This window comes from Providencia rustigianii DSM 4541 (assembly GCF_000156395.1).
Lineage (GTDB): Bacteria > Pseudomonadota > Gammaproteobacteria > Enterobacterales > Enterobacteriaceae > Providencia > Providencia rustigianii.
Genome location: NZ_GG703818.1, coordinates 440,845 through 461,221, shown reverse-complemented (window position 1 = coordinate 461,221; position 20,377 = coordinate 440,845). Strand labels below are relative to the sequence as shown.

Sequence of the window (20,377 nt, the reverse complement as noted above, 5' to 3'; positions counted from 1 at the left end):
GGTTAATTGAAAATCCCTAACAATTCGGCAGCAACGCTTTTTTCTTGAATCAATGACAGTGTCCCTCCGTCATAGACAATCTCACCGTTGGCAACCACGATGCACCGTGGTGCTATCTGTAATGCATCCTCAATATTGTGGGATACCATCAGCAATGTGATAGCTTTGCTTGAACAAACATCATTGAGTAATTGCAGCATTTCGTTGCGTAATGCAGGATCGAGGGCTGAAAAAGGCTCGTCTAACAATAAAATAGGTTGATTACGTATTAGGCAGCGGGCAAGAGCGGCACGTTGTCTTTGACCACCAGAAAGCTGCGCTGGGGTACGGTCAAGACATTCACTAAGGCTAACTTGCTGCGCCATTTTCTCGACTTCCATCATTTGCGATTGATTGAGACGCAAACTGGGTTGTAACCCAAGACCAATATTCTGTCTCACTGTTAAATGCGCAAACAGATTATTTTCTTGAAATAACATTGAGACAGGGCGCTTAGCGGGAGGCGTAAAAGTATGATCTACCCCATTTAATATTATGTTGCCGCTACGAGAAAACTGGAAACCACTGATTAAGCTGAGTAGGGTACTTTTTCCTGCGCCACTGGGACCCATGACGGCGACACGTTCTCCCGCTTCAATAGCAAAATTAAAGCGCATATTCAGGTCATCATATTGATAATCCAAATTTGTTAACTCAATCATTGGTTTTCCCCGATATGCGTTCAAGTAGGCTAAATAGGCAGAAACACAGTAGCAATAATAACATTGCGGTGACTGCACCATCATTGGTGCGATAAGCCCCGATTTGTTGGTAGAGATAATAAGGTAGCGTACGGAAATCCTCATTACCAAATAGCGCCACAACCCCAAAATCCCCAATAGAAATGACGCAAGCAAAGGCTAAAGCTTGGGCAATAGGTTTGCGTAGTGCTTTAAATTCAATGATCCTAAATCGGTTAAATCCGCTGATTTCCAATGATTGGCATAAGGGATTATAGCGCTGAGCCAGATCTTTCATTGGGTTATCTAATACTTTTAAGGCATAAGGAATAGCGAGCAACGCATTGGCCATAATCACTAAAGGATAGGGAGTTTCAGGAATTCCCACGGTTTCATTAAAAAAGATAAAAAATCCGGTTGCCAAAACAATACCCGGCATGGCTAAAATAATTAGTCCACTGAGCTCAATCGCTTGCCCTAAGCGTAGGGCATTTCTCAGACGTAATTCACGGCTGCTCCACAGTAACATTAACGTTAATGTGACGCACAATACGCCAGCACATATAGCAATAAATACGGATGTTAAGGTTGCTTGCCATAATGCAGGCTGCTGTAGCACATTCAATAATTGACTGTTTAACCCATCAACGACAACCGCCAGTAGCGGTGGGATCAGCAATAAAATGGCACAAATGATCAGTAAGGTATCGCGAATACGTCGAAAAAGAGTATCAGCGGGGTCAACCCATTGAGTTTGATGGCTAAAGCCAACAGAAAAAGAGTGGTTTATTTTTTGACAAATTAACATTAAGCCGACACACAATATGAGCTGAATTAAGGCAAGGAGAGTAGCTCGACCCAAATCAAAGTCATAACTCAAGGCTTGATAAATCGCTAACTCAATAGTGGTTGCTGCGGGACCGCCTCCGAGCGCTAGCACGGTAGCAAAGCTGGCAAAGCACAACATAAAAATGAGCGCACCAGTGGGTAGCATTTGTCGACGTAAATAAGGCCATTCCAAAATAGTAAATTGCTGCCACTCATTAAAGCCTAACTGAGCAGCACTTTGACGTTGTTCAATTGCAATATTTTCTAATGATTGCAAAAGCATACGTGTTGCGAGTGGCATATTGAAAAAAATATGTGCCAATAAAATTCCACGTAAACCATAAGGCGAGAAGTCATATTCCAAGCCAATCCATAGGCATAGTTTTGCTAACCAACCGGTTTGCCCATAGACCGATAAAATGCCAAATACAGCCACTAATACGGGAAGCACTAAGGTCATAGCACACAGCCGAAGTAACAGTGTGCGACCTAAAAATCGTCGGCGGTACAAGGCTCTCGCTAACAAAATTGCGGGAAGAACGGAAAATACCGCTGACAGTAAAGCTTGCCAAAAAGTGAAACCGATAACGTGCCAGAGATATTCATCGTGGATGATTTCACTGAGCGAAATTTCAGGCGCAAAAAACCACAGTGCGCCAAAAGCCAGTAGCGCAACAGTGATCAATAAAGCGGAGGCGAATGCCCCCGGCAATAAGGTGATATTAATTAACGACTGACGGCGGTTTGCCATAAACGAGTCCAAGCTTGGCGGTCTTTGGCAACTTCTTGTGCACTAAATTGTAGAGATTTAGTCGGCAGTGGTAGCACGTTATACACTTCAGGGAGCGGCATATCGATAACCGGGTACATCCAGTTAGTTGTCGGTAATGTACCTTGAAATTCAGGGGTTAGCATAAACTGTAAGAACTGTTTCGCTAATTCAGGTTGCGGGGCATTTTTTAATCTTGCCGCTACTTCCACTTGCATATAATGCCCTTCAGCGAACAATGCTGCCGCATAATTATCTTTTTTATCATTAAGAATTTGATAGCCCGGTGATGCGGTATAACTAAGAACAAAGTCACCTTCACCTTTTAGGAATAGCCCGTAAGCTTCGCTCCATCCTTTTGTGACCGTCAGAGTTTTACCTGCCATTTTTTTCCATGCATCAGCAGATTTATCTCCATACAGTTTTTCAATCCACAGCATTAAGCCTAAGCCCGGAGTGCTAGTTCGAGGATCTTGATATATGATTTTCCAATTATTTTTTTCATCCAGCAGCTCATTCATACTCTTTGGTGGCTGCTTAATTTTATTGGTATCGTAGATGAAAGCGAAATAGCCATAATCATAAGGAATAAATGTTTCGCTATTCCACTCGATAGGGAGTTTGAGTGCGTCAGTTTTGATATCAGCAGGTGCAAATAAACCAGTTTTTTCTGCTGAATCCATCAGGTTGTTATCTAAACCTAAAATCACATCGGCTTTACTTTTATTGCCTTCCATTCGAAGTCGGTTCAGTAGCGCCACGCCATCCCCAAGGGAGACTAACTTCAACTCACAGTCACATTGGGCTTCAAAATTCTTTTTAATTTGAGGGCCGGGACCCCACTCGGCAGCAAATGAATCATAGGTATAGACCGTTAGCGTTGGTTTTTCTGCCCACGAAAAAGCGGCGAAGCTCAAAGCGCTAAGGGTAATTAGGGACGTGAAAAATATATTTTTAGCCATTGTTTTTCCTGCGTAAATCATAAAAACACACAGGATTTGAGAGGGCACCGAAACAGTCATTTACTGGCGGTAGCTCAAATCCCTACGCCGGTATTAGCCGGATCAGGTTCTACGGGTTATTTCTCAGCCCAAAATCTGGCACCCCGTTGAGACGTAGACTATTGTAATTACTTCATCCATATCTGCAAACTGTATTGATATAGGTTTACCAGTTTGGGTATGTGTGAAACAATTAGGCATCTTTCAAATTTGGTTATTGAGGTAGTCTAGTGATCGATGATGATGGCTACCGCCCGAATGTAGGAATTGTAATTTGTAATCGGCAAGGGCAGGTTTTATGGGCACGCCGTTATGGTCAGCATTCTTGGCAGTTTCCTCAAGGGGGCATCAACCCAGGGGAATCACCAGAACAAGCGATGTATCGTGAATTATACGAAGAAGTCGGGCTACAGCGTAAAGACGTCAGGTTACTGGCATCTACCCGTAATTGGTTACGTTACAAATTACCTAAGCGTTTGGTGCGTTGGGATACAAAACCTGTTTGTATTGGGCAGAAACAGCGTTGGTTTTTACTTCAACTCCAATGTAATGAAGCTGATATAAACGTGCAGCGCAGTAACTCGCCAGAATTTGATGGCTGGCGATGGGTGAGTTATTGGTATCCTGTTAGGCAAGTGGTTTCTTTTAAACGGGAAGTTTATCGCCGTGTTATGAAAGAATTCGCTCCGGTTGTTATGCCTTTGCAGGAACAAAAATTACCACAACGACCCGTATTTAATAATCGTAGGCGCGGAGCAAAGTAAGCCTATGTTGACGCGTTTACGTGACATTGTCGAGAAGGTCGCGATGGCGACCAGCTTAACTCAAGCATTAGAAGTCTTGGTGAATGAAACCTGCAAAGCGATGCGCACTGATGTGTGCTCCATCTATTTAGCAGATCACCCTAGGCAATGTTATTACTTAATGGCAACTCGCGGGCTGAAAAAGCCTAGCGGGATTGCTATTCGTCTTGGGTTTGACGAAGGGGTTGTTGGCGTCGTCGGTCGACAATCTGAAATGCTCAATCTCGCTGATATCCGCGAACATCCTCAATTTAAATATCTCCCTCAGTTAAAAGAAGAGCAACTCAAGGCATTCCTTGGTGTTCCCATTGTCTATCGCCGCCAATTATTAGGCGTGCTGGTGGTGCAACACAAAGAAAAACGGCTATTTAACGAAACTGAAGAGTCCTTTATGGTGACTCTGTCAATGCAATTGGCTGTGATCCTTTCTCAAGCACAGACTAAAGGTATCTTCGGGCAATATCGGCAAAATAGGATAAAAGCTATCCCTGTATCTCAAGGGGTATCAATGGCTTATGGTTGGCAGGATACCTCTCAGCCATCTCTCGACAGTGTCTGCCAAGCGACCACGTTAAATGTTGAAGGCGAACAGCAGCGTTTAGTGTTGGCGCTAGAGAGTGCAACCGCGGAATTTCGGCGGATCAGTAAACGTTTTACGGCGAGTTCCTCCAAAGAAAGTGCGGCAATTTTCGATCTGTATAATCATTTACTTAATGATCCTCAATTAAAAAAACGGCTATTTGTTGCCATAAAGCAGGGAGCGGTTGCTGAATGGGCAGTAAAAACGGTTATAGAGGATTATGCTCAGCAATTTTCTCGTCTACGTGATTTGTATTTAAGGGAACGTGGTTCTGACCTGCGTGCCTTGGGGCAGCGTTTACTTTTTCATCTGGATGATTCCTTAACACCAACCAACCAGTGGCCTGAACGTTTTATTTTGGTTGCCGATGAGTTGAGTGCGAGCGTACTTGCTGAACTGCCTATTGAGCAATTGGCTGGCGTGATTGTGCGAGATGGAGCAACCCATTCTCACTCAGCCATTTTGATCCGAGCTATGGGGATCCCTGCAATCATGGGGGCCGATATTGAACCATCGCTATTGCACAATCGCCATTTAATTCTGGATGGCTACCGTGGTGAAGTATTTATTGAGCCTGAAAAATTAATTACGCAGGAATATCAACAGATTATTGAAGAGGAAAATGTCCTTAGCCGATTAGCAGAGGGGACATTAAAGCAAGACGCAGTATTCAAAAATGGCGAATCAATGAATATTTGCCTGAATGCTGGATTAAGCCCTCGTTATGAACAGCAAATTCAAGATGGTGTCGACGGTGTAGGTCTTTATCGTACTGAGTTGCCATTTATGCTGCACAATGGTTTTCCTTCCGAAGATGAACAAAAGCAGCTTTATCGCGAAGTTTTACAGCTCTTTGCCTCGAAACCCGTCGTGCTGAGAACGCTAGATATTGGCGCTGATAAGCAGCTTCCTTATATGCCGATCAGTGAGGAAAATCCGTGTTTAGGTTGGCGGGGGATCCGCATTATGCTGGATCAGCCCGAAATTTTCCTCATCCAACTGCGTGCGATGCTGCGAGCAAATGAAGAATCGGGTAATTTGCGGATCTTATTACCGATGGTAACCAGTATTAATGAGGTCGATGAGGCCATTGGGCTGATAGCTCGAGCAAGAAGTGAAGTTGGCCAGCAGTTGGGTAAATCTATAGATTTACCCCCTATTGGCGTCATGCTGGAAGTTCCATCATTACTTTTTTTATTACCGGAGCTAAAAAGACGCGTCGATTTTATCTCGATTGGTACCAATGACTTTACACAATATTTACTCGCTGTTGACCGTAACAACACCCATGTTGCTGCGCTATATGATAACCTGCATCCAGCGGTTGTACGCTTTTTAGCTATGGCATATGAAGAATGTCAGCGCATAGATTTACCCATTAGTGTCTGCGGGGAAATGGCGGGACAACCGTTGAGTGCAATGGTTTTAATCGCCCTTGGCTATCGTAGCTTAAGTATGAGTGGGCGCAGTGTTCCTCGAATGAAATATCTAATCCGCCAACTGGATCCTAAGCTGATGTCTGAATTAGTGCCCGAATTACTTACGGCAGAAACCAGCGAAAGTGTCAGAAATAAAATTAGCGAGTTTATGGAAATAAACGGGCTCGGTGGCTTTGTTCGTGGCGGGATCTAGTTTGATCTTCTATGTTATTAATAGGTAACTCTATGCAGACAATAACCTCGTGTTATTATGCGGCATAATTTTGACTAAACAATTCTAAAGTGGGGAACGATGAGTAACAGCTACTTAGCATTTCCGGAAATTGATCCCGTAATGTTCTCAATTGGACCGGTAGCGCTGCATTGGTACGGTTTTATGTACCTTGTAGGCTTTGTTTTTGCGCTCTGGTTAGCGGGACGTCGTGCTGCCAAACCTAACAGTGGTTGGACAAAAAACGAGGTAGAAAACCTTCTGTATATTGGGTTTGTCGGTGTGTTTGTCGGTGGGCGACTTGGCTATGTATTCTTCTATAATCTGCCTGTATTCCTTGATGATCCTCTATATCTATTTAAGGTATGGGATGGCGGGATGTCATTCCACGGCGGTTTGATTGGGGTTATCTGTGCGATGATGTGGTTTGCCCATCGTACTAAACGCCGTTTTTTACAAGTTTCTGATTTTGTTGCGCCGTTAATTCCTTTTGGTTTAGGTATGGGGCGTATCGGTAACTTTATTAATGGTGAGCTATGGGGGCGCGTGACTCTCGATACTCCATGGGCATTCTTATTCCCACACTCCAGAAGCGAAGATATTCAATTAGCAATTCAAGACCCATCATTGATGCCTATTCTTGAGCAGTATGGTGTGTTACCGAGACATCCATCCCAACTGTATGAGATGTTTTTAGAAGGGATAGTTTTATTCCTGATCCTGAATTTATTTGTACGTAAACCACGCCCAATGGGGAGTGTTTCGGGCTTATTCCTAATTGGTTATGGTGCTTTCCGTATTATTGTTGAATTCTTTAGACAACCGGATTCACAGCTTGGATTATTCGGTGGCATCAGTATGGGGCAAATTTTATCAATCCCAATGATTATTATCGGTGTATTGATGATTATTTGGGCTTATAAATATGGGAAAAATATACCTGCCCATAAAACCGATAATAAGCCCATAGACAGTAAATAAATGAGTTTGTTATTAGGCTGGTATTACTATTTTTAGGTAATATCGGCCCTTAGATTTTCAGAGTAAGAGAGCCACTATGAAGCCGTATCTTGAACTATGCCAACGTATTATTGATGAAGGGCAATGGGTTGAAAATAAACGTACCGGAGTTCGTTGCTTAACTGTTATCAATGCCGATCTTGAATATGATGTAGGTAATAACCAATTCCCTCTGATCACGACACGTAAAAGTTTTTATAAAGCGGCAATTGCAGAATTGCTAGGTTATTTACGTGGCTATGATAATGCAGCTCAGTTTCGTGAAATCGGCTGTAATACATGGAACGCTAATGCGAATGAAAACCCAGCATGGTTAGCTAACCCTCATCGTAAAGGTGAAGATGATATGGGACGCGTATACGGTGTTCAAGGTCGAACATGGCAACGTCCAGATGGTACCCATCTTGACCAGCTTAAAAAAGTGGTTAATAACCTAAAAAACGGTATTGACGATCGTGCTGAAATTATCACTTTTTATAATCCCGGCGAGTTCGAAATGGGTTGCTTACGTCCTTGTATGCACACCCATACTTTCTCCTTATTAGGGGATACTCTGCACCTGACTTCATACCAACGTAGCTGCGATGTTCCTTTAGGGCTTAATTTCAATCAGGTCCAGTGTTTTGTTTTATTGGCATTGATAGCCCGAATTACGGGTCACAAAGCGGGTAAGGCGTATCATAAAATTGTGAACGCACATATTTATGAAAACCAACTACCGTTAATGCGCGATGTTCAATTAAAACGCGAACCTTACCCATCTCCTCGTCTGACAATTAACCCAGAGATTAAAACACTGGAAGATCTTGAAACTTGGGTAACTACAGATGACTTTATGCTAGATGGCTATCAATGCCATGAAGCGATTAAATACCCATTTACAGTTTAATTAACCATGCCATAAATATACTGGCGTAGACGATCATCTGCGCCTTTATTTTTGCTAGGTGCATTATTTTTACCTTCAATATTTTTGGTCTCTTATCCACTGTGATTCTTTTCCCATACCCTCACTGACTGCTGACTATTCTTATTCATAATTTAGGTTTGTACGAACCAAGAGTTTTCTTTCTTAATCTGTTTTGCGAAGCCGTTCCCAAACACATTTAACTTTGGATGTAATGGTTACATTGTGCTGGGAAGCGTGACGAGAAATGAATCGTTACTTCTGGAGTTAGGCGCTATTTTTGCCAATATCTTTCTAAGGATAATAAAAAGAACGGAAGGGTAATGATGGCGATAATTACGGGTAATAAATATCGACATATTTCTCATGAACAAGGGTTCACCTTAGTTGAAATATTAGTGGTTCTATTCATTTGTTCGCTGGTTGTGTTGCCTGCATTATCTCACTGGCAACAACAATTGCAGCGCTTGCGTTTAATTGATGCAGCAAGGCAAACAGTCGAATTTATTTATAGTAGTTTGATGGAAGGAATCTACCTCAATCAGCAACGTATTTTAGTGATTAATTCTGAGACTAAACATTGGCGCTTACAGATTAAAAATGCTGAGACAGAACAGAATATTAGCCAATTTAGTGGGGATAGATTCCCCGATATTAAACTAAAAAGATCTTCACGGCAGTCGGTCAACTTATATGGCAGGCAAGGAACCAGCCGAGCGTTTAGGATTGAATTAGGCAATCAAACTGAACACATAACGGTATTTATGTCTGCTGCGGGGCGAGTTCGTAGCTGTAGTTATCAAAAGATTGCAGGGGTTCCTCCGTGCTGAAGCCAGTGCGATATCGTCGAGACGAATTGGGTTTTTCACTACTAGAAACGTTGATAGCGATGGTCATTAGCTGTTTGGTCTGTATTGCAGTGATGAACACGATCCCAGCTTTATTTAAGCAGCTTTATCAAGCTTATTTTCAATACCAACTGGACAGGGAAGTGCGACAGGTCTTAATTAATATGGAAAAGGATTTTAGACGTATTGGTTATTGCAGTCAGGTTCATTGTGAAGGGCGTGCGCTGTTAGTTTCTGAAAAATTCTTAAGCCGTAAAATGAATTCCTGCATTATTTTTGCCTATGACCAAGATTTATCAGGAAGTTGGGTTAATGGCCAAGGAAAAAAGTTGGAATCAGATTTTTTTGGTTATCGGCTAAATGGTCATAAATTAGAATCCAACCGAAATGTGGTGGATTGCGACGGAACTCGCTGGCAATCCTTGTTTGATGCAACGCTAGTGAAAGTTAATCAATTGACATTTAATTGGTCTAGCGCGAAACAGTTGCTGGAAGTGCATATGAATATAGAAAGTCAGCGCCTTCCAGATAAAAAATTTCAGTACCAAATATGGGTTAATGTGAGAAATTCACTATGAAGTCTAAGCTTAACCAGCAAGGAAATGTTGCGTTATTGATGGTCATGATTCTGATGACAATTGGGCTACTCTTACTGAAAGCCTTAAGTTATTACCAAGTCCGCGCTAGTTATGAATTGAATAATGAAACCAAATATTTTTCGGCTTTTAACTTAGCAGAGTCTGCATTGGCATGGGGGTTGACTCAGCCGTGGAATTTAACGACATCGAAGAATTCAGAATGGGAATGTAAGAAAGCAGCAATGCAAAAATGGGAAAGTTGCTTAAAACATTATAAAAATAATCAGTTTGTCTTATTAGGCAAGAGTGAATTTAAGCCATCCCAATCAATGAAAATTTATCGATGGGTCGAGCCTCTTGGGAATGAAAAGAACATCAAGGCGCGAAAAAATGGTTGGATAGATTATTGCCCTGTGACCTTTAAAGGATTTTGCGAATGAACCATTCACAGCAAGGATTTGCACTGGTAGAGTCAATGGTGGCAGTAGTTGTTTTTGCTATCTTACTGATAGCTCTGTTAAACTATAGTCAATATATCACTTTGAATTTTAATCAAATATATCAAGGTTCAATGGGTCTTAGGGCAATGCAGGGAGCATTAGAAACAAAAAATGCCTCAATAGATTTGGGAAGCATAAATATAAACCAACAGCCTTTCGTTCCACAGACAACAATCGCCCATTTTCCACGAACAGGGAACTGTACCGAATCCGTGGTGTCCTTATCAGTGGGTCAGAAACAGTATTCAATCAGTCGCTGGTATTGTGCCAAAGGAGAGAGCCATGTTTCAGGTATATCATTCTAACCAATTAGACCTTCTTAAGGAGCTAATTGCCCATTTAATGGAGAATGAGCCTCTCTCTCATCCATTTGAACAAGAAATTGTTTTAGTGCAAAGTCCCGGAATGTCTCAATGGTTGCAAATTGAGTTGGCGAAACGCTTTGGTATTGCTGCGAATATTAACTATCCCTTACCCGCTACATTTATTTGGGATATGTTTCGTCGAGTATTACCCGACATTCCCAAAGAGAGTGCCTATACCAAATCTGCGATGACATGGAAATTAATGACTATTTTACCTGACGTCATTAATGAGCCTGAATTTGAGCCTTTACGCCATTATCTCCAAGAAGACTCGGATAAACGAAAACTTCACCAATTAGCTGGACGAATTGCGGATCTATTTGATCAGTATTTGGTTTATCGTCCTGAATGGATTGAAAAATGGCAGCGAAATGAATTTGTTGATGGATTAAGCTCGAATCAACTATGGCAAAGAAGATTATGGCTCTGCTTAGTGGAACACACTGATAAATTACAACAATCACCATGGCATCGGGCGAATTTATACCAAAGCTTTATTGAACAATTAACCAGTAATCCATCTTTAGGGCAGAATTTACCTAAGCGAATTTTTATCTGTGGAATTTCGTCACTACCTCCTGTGTATTTACAGGCATTAAATGCCATTGCAGAACATACCGATATCCATCTGATGTTTACCAACCCATGCCGGTATTATTGGGGGGATATCCAAAGCAGCGCATTTTTAGCGCGCCTACAGCAAAGAAAATTGCGGCATTATATTGATAAACATGAAATTTCTCGTTTTAAAATCGAAGACCATGCCGGGGGCTTATTTAATGATCTCGGAGAGCAAAATATTGCTAACCCACTATTAGCCTCATGGGGAAAATTAGGGCGAGACAATTTGTACTTTATTTCGCAAATTGAAGCTGCCAATGAAATATCTGCATTTGTAGATACTCGCCGAGCGAATTTACTCGAAAATTTACAGCAAGATATTTTAGATCTTGAAAACCATGCTCAGTTGGGAATTACGCTAGAAAACTACGAAACAAGCCAAAATAAGCGTCCAATTAGTGAACTAGATTCCTCTGTGACGTTTCATTCATGCCATAGCGCTCAACGGGAAGTTGAAGTGTTACAAGACAGATTACTGGCACTATTTGAACAAGACCCTACATTAACGCCACGAGATGTCATCGTAATGGTAGCGGATATTGATAGCTACGCACCGTATATACAGGCAGTTTTTGGTAATACCTCGTCAACACACTATATTCCATTTTCTATTTCTGACAGAAAAGCGTTACAGGCGCATCCTATCCTACAGGCATTTATTATGTTGTTGGATCTTCCTCAGAGTCGTTTTTCTACTGAGCAAGTTCTCACTTTACTCGAAGTTTCCGCATTTGCTGCTCGCTTTGATATCGATGAAAGTGAGCTGAGTTTACTAAGACGCTGGGTCAATGAATCAGGTATTCGTTGGGGATTGGATGACGATAATGTTCGAGCGTTATCACTGCCAGTGATTGGGCAAAATACGTGGCAATTTGGTTTAAGCCGCATGTTGCTGGGATACGCGATGGATAGCCGTAATGGGCCATGGAATGGGATTTTACCTTATGATGAATGTAGCGGGTTAGCAGCTCAGTTAGCTGGGAAATTAGCATTATTGGTGGATACTCTGAGGCAGTGGCGTACTTTACTGGAGCAAGAAAGGACGTTAGAAGAGTGGAAAGATATCTGCCAGCAGCTGATAGACAGTTGCTTTAAAGTGGATAGTGAAACCGAACTTGTTTTAGCACTACTAACCGAGCAATGGCATAAAATTATTGAAAATGCGCTGACCTCCGAATACCAAGAAACGATTCCGTTACGTTTAATTCGTGATGAGCTTTCAGTCTGTTTTGATGATGAAAAAATTAGCCAACGTTTCCTTGCTGGAGCTGTAAATTTTTGTACCTTAATGCCAATGCGCTCGGTGCCTTTTAAAGTCGTTTGCCTACTAGGAATGAATGATGGCGCATATCCGCGCAGTATTCCCCCTTTAGGGTTTGATTTAATGGCTGAAAAAACACAGCGAGGGGATAGAAAACGCCGTGATGATGACCGCTACTTATTTCTAGAGGCTTTAAACTCTGCAGCTCAGCAGCTGTATATCAGCTATATTGGTCTTTCAATTCGTGATAACCAACCTTGCAACCCTTCGGTATTAGTCACGGAATTACTTGACTATATTTGCCAGAGTTTTTGCTTACAGGGTGATAATCAATTAAATATTGATCAGAGCGCTCAACGGCTTAAACAGCATTTGGTTATTCAGCATAACCGTGTGCCATTTGCCAAAGAGAATTTTATCCCTAGCTCTGCATATCAAAGTTTTGCGAAAGAGTGGCTGCCTGCCGCGAAGACAACTGACCAACAAGAAAAGCCATTTTGCTCCTTACTAGAAAGCCGTGAGCTAATCTCTGAATTATCTATTGAGCAATTATTGCGTTTTTATCGCCACCCAATACGGGGCTTTTTCCAGCAACGCTTGAAAGTCCACTTCTCTATTGAAGAAACCGAATTACCGGAAGAAGAGCCTTTTATTTTAGGTCGTTTACAGCGCTATAAAATTAATGATCAGGTTTTAGATTTACTGGTAAAAGATGAAAATCCCATGCCATTTTATCAAGCGTTAAAAGCGTCAGGCCAATTACCTGCTAAGCAATTTGGTCAGCTATTTTGGGAACAACAGCTGAATGATATCGCACCCTTAGCGGAAAAAGTGAAAGAGTACGGTGAGCAACGTTTTGATTATCCTATTGAATGTGAAATTAATGGGATCAAAATAACAGGGTCGCTAAGAAATGCTCATGAATCAGGGATACTACGTTATCGTCCGGCGTATCTCACGGCAAATGACGGCGTACAATTGTGGGTCGAACACTTATTTTATAATGCTTTTGTTCGCGAGGGTGAAAGTATAGCTTTAGGGCGAGAAAATAGTGTTTGGCATTTTTCTTCGGTTTCTCAGCAAGTTGCAATGAAGCACTTACAAAATTTAGTTGAAGGTTTTTGTGAGGGGCAAAACACACCATTAATTCTGTTAAATCAAAGTGGTTGGAATTGGCTGAATGCCTGTTTCGATAAGAAAACCAAGGAATATGATTTTACGTCAGAGGATGTACAGCAAAAGGCATTATCGGCGTTACTACAAAGCCTGCAAGGAAGCCAAATGAAGAAAGGTGAAATGGAAGATGACTATGTATTGAGGGCTTGTAGAAATATCAATAGTACAATGATCGACTCGCTGCTGAGGAATACTCGGCGCTTCTTACTGCCGATGGCAGAATACTTAAAATAAGGGGAGCCTTAAAGGATGCTACGTTTATCCAAACAGATCGCTCATTTATTCTTGCTATGGTCACTACTATTTGTTGGTAGTGCGATGGCTGCACAACCGCTTTGGCAGGTATTGCCAGATTCAATCAACAAAAGCGTGAGTGACACTCGGGAATATAAAGCTATAAAGCTGAACAACGACATGACGGTTTTACTGGTTTCTGATCCAAAAGCCACTAAATCATTAGCGGCAGTTTCTCTACCCGTTGGGAGTATTGAGAACCCAGATAGTCAGTTAGGGCTTGCTCACTACCTAGAGCACATGGTGTTAATGGGATCAAAAAAATACCCTGAACCAAGTAGTTTCTCTGAGTTTCTACAAAAGCACGGAGGGAGCCACAATGCGAGTACGGCCTCTCACCGTACTGCTTATTATTTTGAAGTCGAAAATGGGGCATTAGCAGAAGCGACGGATAGACTTGCTGATGCATTAGCTGAACCATTGTTAAATCCTATCAATGCGGATAAAGAGCGAAATGCGGTTAATGCCGAGTTAACTATGGCGCGAGCTCGTGATGGTATGCGTATTTGGCAGATCCGTTCTGAAACGTTAAATCCTGCTCATCCGAATGCTCGGTTTGCTGGTGGAAACTTAGAAACTTTAAAAGATAAACCAAATAGTAAATTACAAGATGAGCTAGTGAGCTTCTATAAGCGTTATTATTCAGCAAACCTGATGAATGGGGTGCTGTATGGTGACCAATCTATCGAACAATTAGCTAAAATAGCCAATGAAACTTTTGGTCGTATCCCTAACTTTAATGCCACTGTCCCTGAAATTAAAGTAGAGGCGATGACAGACAAAGAAAAAGGCGTTTTGATTCATTATGTGCCTGCACAGCCACAAAAAGCGATTCAAATCGAGTTCAGTATCAAGAACAATATGGCGGATTTTCGCAGCAAAAGTGACGAGTACATCGGCTATTTAATTGGTAATCGTAGCCCAGGAACATTAGCTGATTGGCTGATTTCTCAAGGTTTAGCGGAAGGTATTAGCGCATCAGCCTCACCAAACCTAGACCGTAATTATGGTTCATTCTCTATTTATGTGACGCTAACAGATAAAGGCTTAGCTGAGCGTGACCAGATTATTGCTGCTATTTTTGCCTATATTGACCTGATTAAAAACCAAGGGATAAACCAAGATTATTTCGATGAAATTGCCAAGGTTCTGAACCTTTCATTCCGTTATGGCTCAATTGTCAGGGATATGAATTATATCGAATGGTTATCAGACCAAATGATAGATATGCCGATTAGTCATGTTCTGGATTCTGACTATGTTGCGGATAAATATAATCCTTCGGCAATCAAGCAACGTTTATCTGAGCTAACTGCTCAAAATTCGCGTATTTGGTTTATTAGCCCGAATGAACCTAGCAATAAGAAAGCGTACTTTGTCGATGCACCTTATCAAGTCGACAAAATCACGGATAAGCAATTTACTCATTGGGCTAAATTGGAATCAAAAATGGTATTTAAGCTGCCAAAATTGAATCCATATATTCCTGATAACTTATCGCTGATTAAAACAGAGAAACCATATAAACATCCTGAGTTTATTTATCAGCAAGGCAATACTCGGGTGCTGTATATGCCAAGTCAATATTTTGCTGATGAGCCAAAAGCGAGTATTACGCTAGATTTACGTTCAAACCAAGATAGTAAAGATGCAAAATCTCAAGTCACTGGGTCATTACTGCAATATATTTCTTCATTAAAAATGGATGAGTTGCAGTACCAAGCCTCTGTGGCAGGAATGTCAGTTTCTGTCTCCCCAGGGATTGGTTTACAGTTAAATGCCAGTGGCTACACTCAGCATTTATCTGAACTATTTTTATCAATGACCAAGCTATATTTAAGTTTTGAGCCGACAGAAAGAGAATTGGCTCAAGCAAAATCGTGGTACAAAGAGCAAATTGATGTATCAAACAACGCTAAAGCTTATGAATTAGCGATGCAGCCATTACAACGACTAAATAATGTTCCTTATTTCGAACAAGAGCAGAGACTTTCTGCATTGGAGACAATTTCTCTTAAGGATATTACGGATTATCGTCGTACATTAGTGGAAAGTGCCGCACTACAAGCCTTAGTCTTTGGTAACATCACCCAGCAGCAAAGTATTCAGACTATCAAAGATGCGAGTGCATTATTGAAAAGTCAGGGTAAAGAGTGGTGGCGTGGTGACATTGTCGTTGTTGATAAACCGTATTTAGCCGATTTCCATAAGAAAGGTAACAGTAGCGATAATGCGTTAGCAGAAATCTTTATTCCTGCTGGCTATGAGCGTATTGACGGGGCTGTACTTTCTGGGATCCTAGCTAAAATTGTTCAGCCTTGGTTCTATGATCAATTGAGAACGAATGAGCAGCTAGGGTATGCCGTATTTGCCTTCAAGGTGGGTTTAGGTGACCAATGGGGTATCGGTTTCTTACTGCAAAGTAATGCAAAAACACCAGATTATCTCAATACTCGTTATCAGGATTTTTACCGTATAGCATTAGATAAGCTGAAGAAATTACCGGCTACCGAGTTCGAACAATACAAACAATCCATGATAACGGAGATGAATCAACCGCCACAAACTTTCTATGAGGAAGTAGGGCGTTACTCATCTGATTTTTCTCGTAATATTTTTAGTTTCGATACGCGAGATAAAGTTTTAGCTAGATTGGGAACAGCAACTCAAGCTGAAGTTATTTCATACTACGAGAACGCGGTTTTAAAGCAGCGCGGTTTAGCCTTAGCTTCCCAAGTGATAGGTCAAGATGTAGCTGAGAAATCGGGTTATGCTCAACTTAAAAATTGGGTGTTATACCAAACCGCTTCTGAGCTACAAAAAAGATTACCTATCAAGGAAAATGCTGAGTGAATAAGATGCAGATGAGTTCCCAATTGTTAGATGCTTATAAATTACCGTTGCAAGGACAACGGTTAATTGAAGCATCGGCGGGTACAGGTAAAACCTATACGATAGGGATCCTCTATCTGCGTCTATTGCTGGGGCTAGGGGGCGAAAATGCGTTCCCTAGACCACTCAGTGTTGAAGAGATTTTGGTTGTAACCTTTACTGAGGCTGCAACCAATGAATTACGTGGGCGTATTCGTGAGCGGATTCATAAAATGCGCTTAGCTTGTTTGAGAAATGGTTTAGGGTTCGACTCTGAGCCTGAGTATCTGACATTATTAGACGAGCTACCCCACCAAGAACAGCGTGAGTTTGCGGCAAACTGGTTATTGGCAGCTGAGCGTCAAATGGATGAAGCTGCCATTTATACCATTCATGGTTTTTGCCAAAGAATGTTGGCTCATAATGCGTTTGAGTCTGGGATTTTGTTTGAACAAACCATGATCCAAGATGAATTCCCCATCCAGAAACAGGCTTGTGCCGATTTTTGGCGGCGCCATTTTTACCCTTTAGATTATTCCATGACTAAAGTAGTGCAGTCACAATGGAGTGGGCCAGAAGCTCTCTTGACGGAGATTAAACCTTTTTTACAAGGTGATATTCCATTAATTATCAATCAGCCAGAACAGCTTGAAACACTTGAAGAACGCCATCAACGCTTGATTGAGTTAATTCAAAATGTAAAAGAGGCGTGGAAAGCTCATCATGGGGATTTCGAAAAGTTAATTACTGATTCAGATGTTGATAAGCGCAGCTACAGTTCGCGTTTTTTACCAAGCTGGCTGGCAAAAATTACGGACTGGGCACACCAAGAAACTGAAGATTACCAACTACCACAAGAGATACTTGAGCGTTTTACTCAATCTCGGTTAGATGAAAAATCAAAAAGTGGTTCAGGGCCAGCTCATGAAGTATTTCGTCAAATTGATGAATTACTGGCTCAGACATTAACTCTCCGTGACTTAATCATTCCACAAGCTATTAGCGAAGTTAGGCAAACTATTGCTCGTGAGAAGCAGAGTCGTGGAGAGCTTGGCTTTGATGATTTATTAACTCGATTAGATAAAGCTTTGCAACAAGATGGTGGCACATTATTAGCAGAAGCTATTGCTAAGCGTTTTCCTGTTGCCATGATCGATGAATTTCAGGATACAGACCCTCAGCAATACCGCATTTTTCAGAGAATCTATCAAAATACTGGAGATAGCGCATTACTGTTTATCGGGGATCCTAAGCAAGCGATTTATGCATTTCGTGGTGCGGATATTTTCACCTATATAGCCGCTAAAAAACAAGTTAGTGCTCACTATACATTGGAAACAAACTACCGTTCATCACAGAATATGGTTGAAGCAGTAAACCGTATTTTTAGTCATTGCAATAATCCATTTATCTTTGAGCAGATACCATTTCAGAAAGTTAATTATGCGCCACATAATATCAATAAGACACTGTTCCATCAGGGTTCAGAAGTAAAAGCGTTAACCTTTTGGCTGCAAAACTCGGAAGCCGTTTCGGTCGCTGAGTATGAGCAAGCTATCTCTCAGCAGTGCGCGGCGCAAATAGCTCAGTATCTTTCTGGTGGATTACAAGGAACTACCTACTTTGTTAATCAACAAAAACAGACTCCGGTAGAAGCATCCGATATTACAGTTTTAGTTCGTAGTCGTCGTGAAGCAATTTTGATCCGTGATGCACTAAACCAACTTAATATACCTTCAGTTTTCCAATCGAATCGTGAGAGTGTATTCGCAACCCAAGAAGCTAAAGAGTTGCTTTGGTTATTACAAGCAGTGCTGACTCCGGAAAAAGAAAGGGTGTTACGTAGCGCCTTAGCCACAGGATTATTTGGCTTAACCGCTCAAGATATTGATAATTTAAATTACGATGAGAAAGTGTGGGAAAACGTTGTTGATGAGTTCGCTCGTTATGCAGTAATTTGGCATAAACGTGGTGTTTTGCCTATGTTACGAGTTGTGATGTCCCAGCGACATATTGCCGAAACGCTACTCTCTGGCGTGGATGGTGAACGCCGTTTGATGGATATCATGCACATCGGTGAGTTATTACAAGCGATGTCCCTTCAACTTGAAGGTGAGCACACACTAACTCGTTGGTTGGCTCAACAGATTGCACATCCGGACCATCAATCTGATGCTCAACAAATGCGTTTAGAGAGTGACCGACATTTAGTGCAGATCAGTACTATCCACAAATCCAAAGGGTTGGAATATAAAATTGTCTGGTTACCCTTTGCGAGTAATTTCTTACCACAGTCTCAAGGGCTATTCCACGATCGCGAGGATTTCATCACTAAATTAGATTTAGATGATGCGAAAGAGTATGTCGATTTAGCTGATGAAGAGCGTTTGGCTGAAGATCTTCGCTTACTGTATGTGGCATTAACCCGTGGAATCTATCATTGCAGTGTGGGAATTGCACCATTAATTAAAGGTAATCGTAAAAAAGCTGGGAATAGTGATTTACATTTATCTGCATTAGGTTATTTGCTGCAAAAAGGGCAAGAGGGTGATTCTGTATTGTTAACCAATATGCTCACAGAACTCAGTAATGAGACTATCGATGTTCAACGTATTGAATCCTTTGATGCTGAACGACTAAATTTAACAATAACAAGCACTGATGATTTATCTGCTAAAGAGATCTCACGCCACTTTGATGACCATTGGCGAGTGACGAGCTATTCGGGGCTGAGTTATCACGGCTCCTATAGTGAGGAAGAGCAGACATTATCAGCATTGCAGTTTGCTAATTCATTAGCGCCCAAAATGGATATTGAAGCCAGTTCAGATTTGGCGCTTATTGAATCAGAGGATAATTTATTCACGCCACATCGATTCCCTAAAGGCGCTGCGCCAGGAACCTTTTTGCACGGCTTAATGGAAGAAGTTGATTTCTCGGGTGATATCTCGTCAGAGTGGTTAGAAGAACAGCTCCAAGCCGCAGGGTTTGATATCCAGTGGGTTGAAATGCTTCAAGCGTGGCTAAATGCGATTTTAACGGTGCCATTAGCGGATGACGAGTTATGCCTATCGGCATTATTGCCACAAGATAGATTGGATGAAATGCAATTTTATTTGCCTATTGATAGTCTATTAAGTGCTAAAGATGTGGATGCGGTCACTCATCAGCATGACCCGCTCTCTAAGCGTTGCCCACCGCTCAATTTTGAGCAAGTGCAAGGGATTTTAAAAGGCTTCATTGATTTAACTTTTTGTTGGAAAGGTAAGTTTTACCTATTGGATTATAAATCGAATTATCTGGGAGAGGATGCTTCATTTTATACTCAAGAGGCAATGGCTGAAGCGATGATTGACCATCGTTATGACTTGCAATATCAGCTGTATTCACTAGCTTTACACCGTTTTCTTCAACACCGAATGCCTAACTATGATTATGAAACACATTTTGGTGGGGTGTATTACCTCTTCTTAAGAGGGATAGATAGTGCAAATTCAAAGAATGGTATTTTCTTCTATCGCCCAACATTGGCGTTTATTACCGAATTTAATCAGCTGTTTCTTAATGCACAATTTGAGGGTTAGTC

At 41.5% G+C, this 20,377-nt stretch carries 14 protein-coding genes and 1 riboswitch; of the genes, 11 read left to right on the top strand and 3 right to left on the bottom strand.

Annotation, left to right across the window (positions count from 1 at the left end; genetic code table 11):
• Positions 1-2 precede the first annotated feature (2 nt).
• Genes thiQ through thiB form a run of 3 tightly spaced genes read right to left on the bottom strand, consistent with a single transcriptional unit; the run spans position 3 to position 3,278 of the window.
• Positions 3-701 (bottom strand): thiamine ABC transporter ATP-binding protein ThiQ, encoded by a 699-nt coding sequence (gene thiQ / locus PROVRUST_RS07185; protein WP_006814086.1) that lies wholly within the window; start codon positions 699-701, stop codon positions 3-5.
• The gene (thiP, locus tag PROVRUST_RS07180; protein WP_006814085.1) at positions 694-2,298 is read right to left on the bottom strand and encodes a thiamine/thiamine pyrophosphate ABC transporter permease ThiP; all 1,605 of its coding nucleotides are present in this window, start codon (positions 2,296-2,298) and stop codon (positions 694-696) included. Before thiP ends, thiQ begins: the two co-directional genes overlap by 8 nt.
• The gene (gene thiB / locus PROVRUST_RS07175; protein ID WP_039854712.1) at positions 2,274-3,278 is read right to left on the bottom strand and encodes a thiamine ABC transporter substrate binding subunit; all 1,005 of its coding nucleotides are present in this window, start codon (positions 3,276-3,278) and stop codon (positions 2,274-2,276) included. Before thiB ends, thiP begins: the two co-directional genes overlap by 25 nt.
• 61 nt (positions 3,279-3,339) lie before the next feature.
• Positions 3,340-3,434, bottom strand: a riboswitch (TPP riboswitch).
• A 113-nt stretch (positions 3,435-3,547) separates the two neighbouring features.
• Here thiB and rppH point away from each other — a divergent pair.
• From rppH to recB, 11 genes are all read left to right on the top strand, one after another.
• A complete protein-coding gene (gene rppH, locus PROVRUST_RS07170) occupies positions 3,548-4,081 on the top strand; it encodes an RNA pyrophosphohydrolase (RefSeq protein ID WP_006814083.1) in 534 nt (177 codons plus the stop codon).
• A gap of 4 nt (positions 4,082-4,085) precedes the next feature.
• On the top strand, positions 4,086-6,332 hold the full coding sequence (ptsP, locus tag PROVRUST_RS07165; protein WP_006814082.1) for a phosphoenolpyruvate--protein phosphotransferase: 2,247 nt from the start codon (positions 4,086-4,088) through the stop codon (positions 6,330-6,332).
• 99 nt (positions 6,333-6,431) lie between these two features.
• Positions 6,432-7,331 (top strand): prolipoprotein diacylglyceryl transferase, encoded by a 900-nt coding sequence (lgt, locus tag PROVRUST_RS07160; RefSeq protein WP_006814081.1) that lies wholly within the window; start codon positions 6,432-6,434, stop codon positions 7,329-7,331.
• Between the two features lie 76 nt (positions 7,332-7,407).
• The gene (locus tag PROVRUST_RS07155; protein WP_006814080.1) at positions 7,408-8,259 is read left to right on the top strand and encodes a thymidylate synthase; all 852 of its coding nucleotides are present in this window, start codon (positions 7,408-7,410) and stop codon (positions 8,257-8,259) included.
• 341 nt (positions 8,260-8,600) lie between these two features.
• Positions 8,601-9,107 carry a prepilin-type N-terminal cleavage/methylation domain-containing protein gene (locus PROVRUST_RS07150; protein WP_006814079.1) on the top strand — a complete coding sequence of 169 codons (507 nt, stop codon included), beginning with the start codon at positions 8,601-8,603 and terminating at the stop codon, positions 9,105-9,107.
• Positions 9,101-9,703, top strand: a complete 603-nt coding sequence (locus PROVRUST_RS07145; RefSeq protein WP_006814078.1) for a prepilin peptidase-dependent protein — start codon at positions 9,101-9,103, stop codon at positions 9,701-9,703. The genes PROVRUST_RS07150 and PROVRUST_RS07145 overlap by 7 nt, the downstream gene beginning before the upstream one ends.
• Entirely contained in the window at positions 9,700-10,143 is a 444-nt protein-coding gene (locus PROVRUST_RS07140) for a DUF2509 family protein (protein WP_006814077.1), read from the top strand. The genes PROVRUST_RS07145 and PROVRUST_RS07140 overlap by 4 nt, the downstream gene beginning before the upstream one ends.
• Positions 10,140-10,508: a type IV pilus modification PilV family protein gene (locus PROVRUST_RS07135; protein WP_006814076.1), complete on the top strand. Its 369-nt coding sequence runs from the start codon at positions 10,140-10,142 to the stop codon at positions 10,506-10,508. Before PROVRUST_RS07140 ends, PROVRUST_RS07135 begins: the two co-directional genes overlap by 4 nt.
• Positions 10,486-13,860 (top strand): exodeoxyribonuclease V subunit gamma, encoded by a 3,375-nt coding sequence (gene recC, locus PROVRUST_RS07130; RefSeq protein WP_006814075.1) that lies wholly within the window; start codon positions 10,486-10,488, stop codon positions 13,858-13,860. The genes PROVRUST_RS07135 and recC overlap by 23 nt, the downstream gene beginning before the upstream one ends.
• Positions 13,861-13,875: 15 nt before the next feature.
• Positions 13,876-16,773 carry a pitrilysin gene (gene ptrA / locus PROVRUST_RS07125; RefSeq protein WP_006814074.1) on the top strand — a complete coding sequence of 966 codons (2,898 nt, stop codon included), beginning with the start codon at positions 13,876-13,878 and terminating at the stop codon, positions 16,771-16,773.
• Positions 16,770-20,375 carry an exodeoxyribonuclease V subunit beta gene (recB, locus tag PROVRUST_RS07120; RefSeq protein WP_006814073.1) on the top strand — a complete coding sequence of 1,202 codons (3,606 nt, stop codon included), beginning with the start codon at positions 16,770-16,772 and terminating at the stop codon, positions 20,373-20,375. The genes ptrA and recB overlap by 4 nt, the downstream gene beginning before the upstream one ends.
• Positions 20,376-20,377 lie beyond the last annotated feature (2 nt).

What these genes read in the sequence shown, in the direction of transcription:
- PROVRUST_RS07150 (WP_006814079.1), top strand. Translation starts at nt 8,601, where the DNA reads ATGATGGCGATAATTACGGGTAATAAATATCGACATATTTCTCATGAA.
- lgt (WP_006814081.1), top strand. Translation starts at nt 6,432, where the DNA reads ATGAGTAACAGCTACTTAGCATTTCCGGAAATTGATCCCGTAATGTTC.
- PROVRUST_RS07155 (WP_006814080.1), top strand. Translation starts at nt 7,408, where the DNA reads ATGAAGCCGTATCTTGAACTATGCCAACGTATTATTGATGAAGGGCAA.
- thiQ (WP_006814086.1), bottom strand. Translation starts at nt 701, where the DNA reads ATGATTGAGTTAACAAATTTGGATTATCAATATGATGACCTGAATATG.
- thiP (WP_006814085.1), bottom strand. Translation starts at nt 2,298, where the DNA reads ATGGCAAACCGCCGTCAGTCGTTAATTAATATCACCTTATTGCCGGGG.
- ptrA (WP_006814074.1), top strand. Translation starts at nt 13,876, where the DNA reads ATGCTACGTTTATCCAAACAGATCGCTCATTTATTCTTGCTATGGTCA.
- PROVRUST_RS07135 (WP_006814076.1), top strand. Translation starts at nt 10,140, where the DNA reads ATGAACCATTCACAGCAAGGATTTGCACTGGTAGAGTCAATGGTGGCA.
- PROVRUST_RS07140 (WP_006814077.1), top strand. Translation starts at nt 9,700, where the DNA reads ATGAAGTCTAAGCTTAACCAGCAAGGAAATGTTGCGTTATTGATGGTC.
- thiB (WP_039854712.1), bottom strand. Translation starts at nt 3,278, where the DNA reads ATGGCTAAAAATATATTTTTCACGTCCCTAATTACCCTTAGCGCTTTG.
- recC (WP_006814075.1), top strand. Translation starts at nt 10,486, where the DNA reads ATGTTTCAGGTATATCATTCTAACCAATTAGACCTTCTTAAGGAGCTA.
- ptsP (WP_006814082.1), top strand. Translation starts at nt 4,086, where the DNA reads ATGTTGACGCGTTTACGTGACATTGTCGAGAAGGTCGCGATGGCGACC.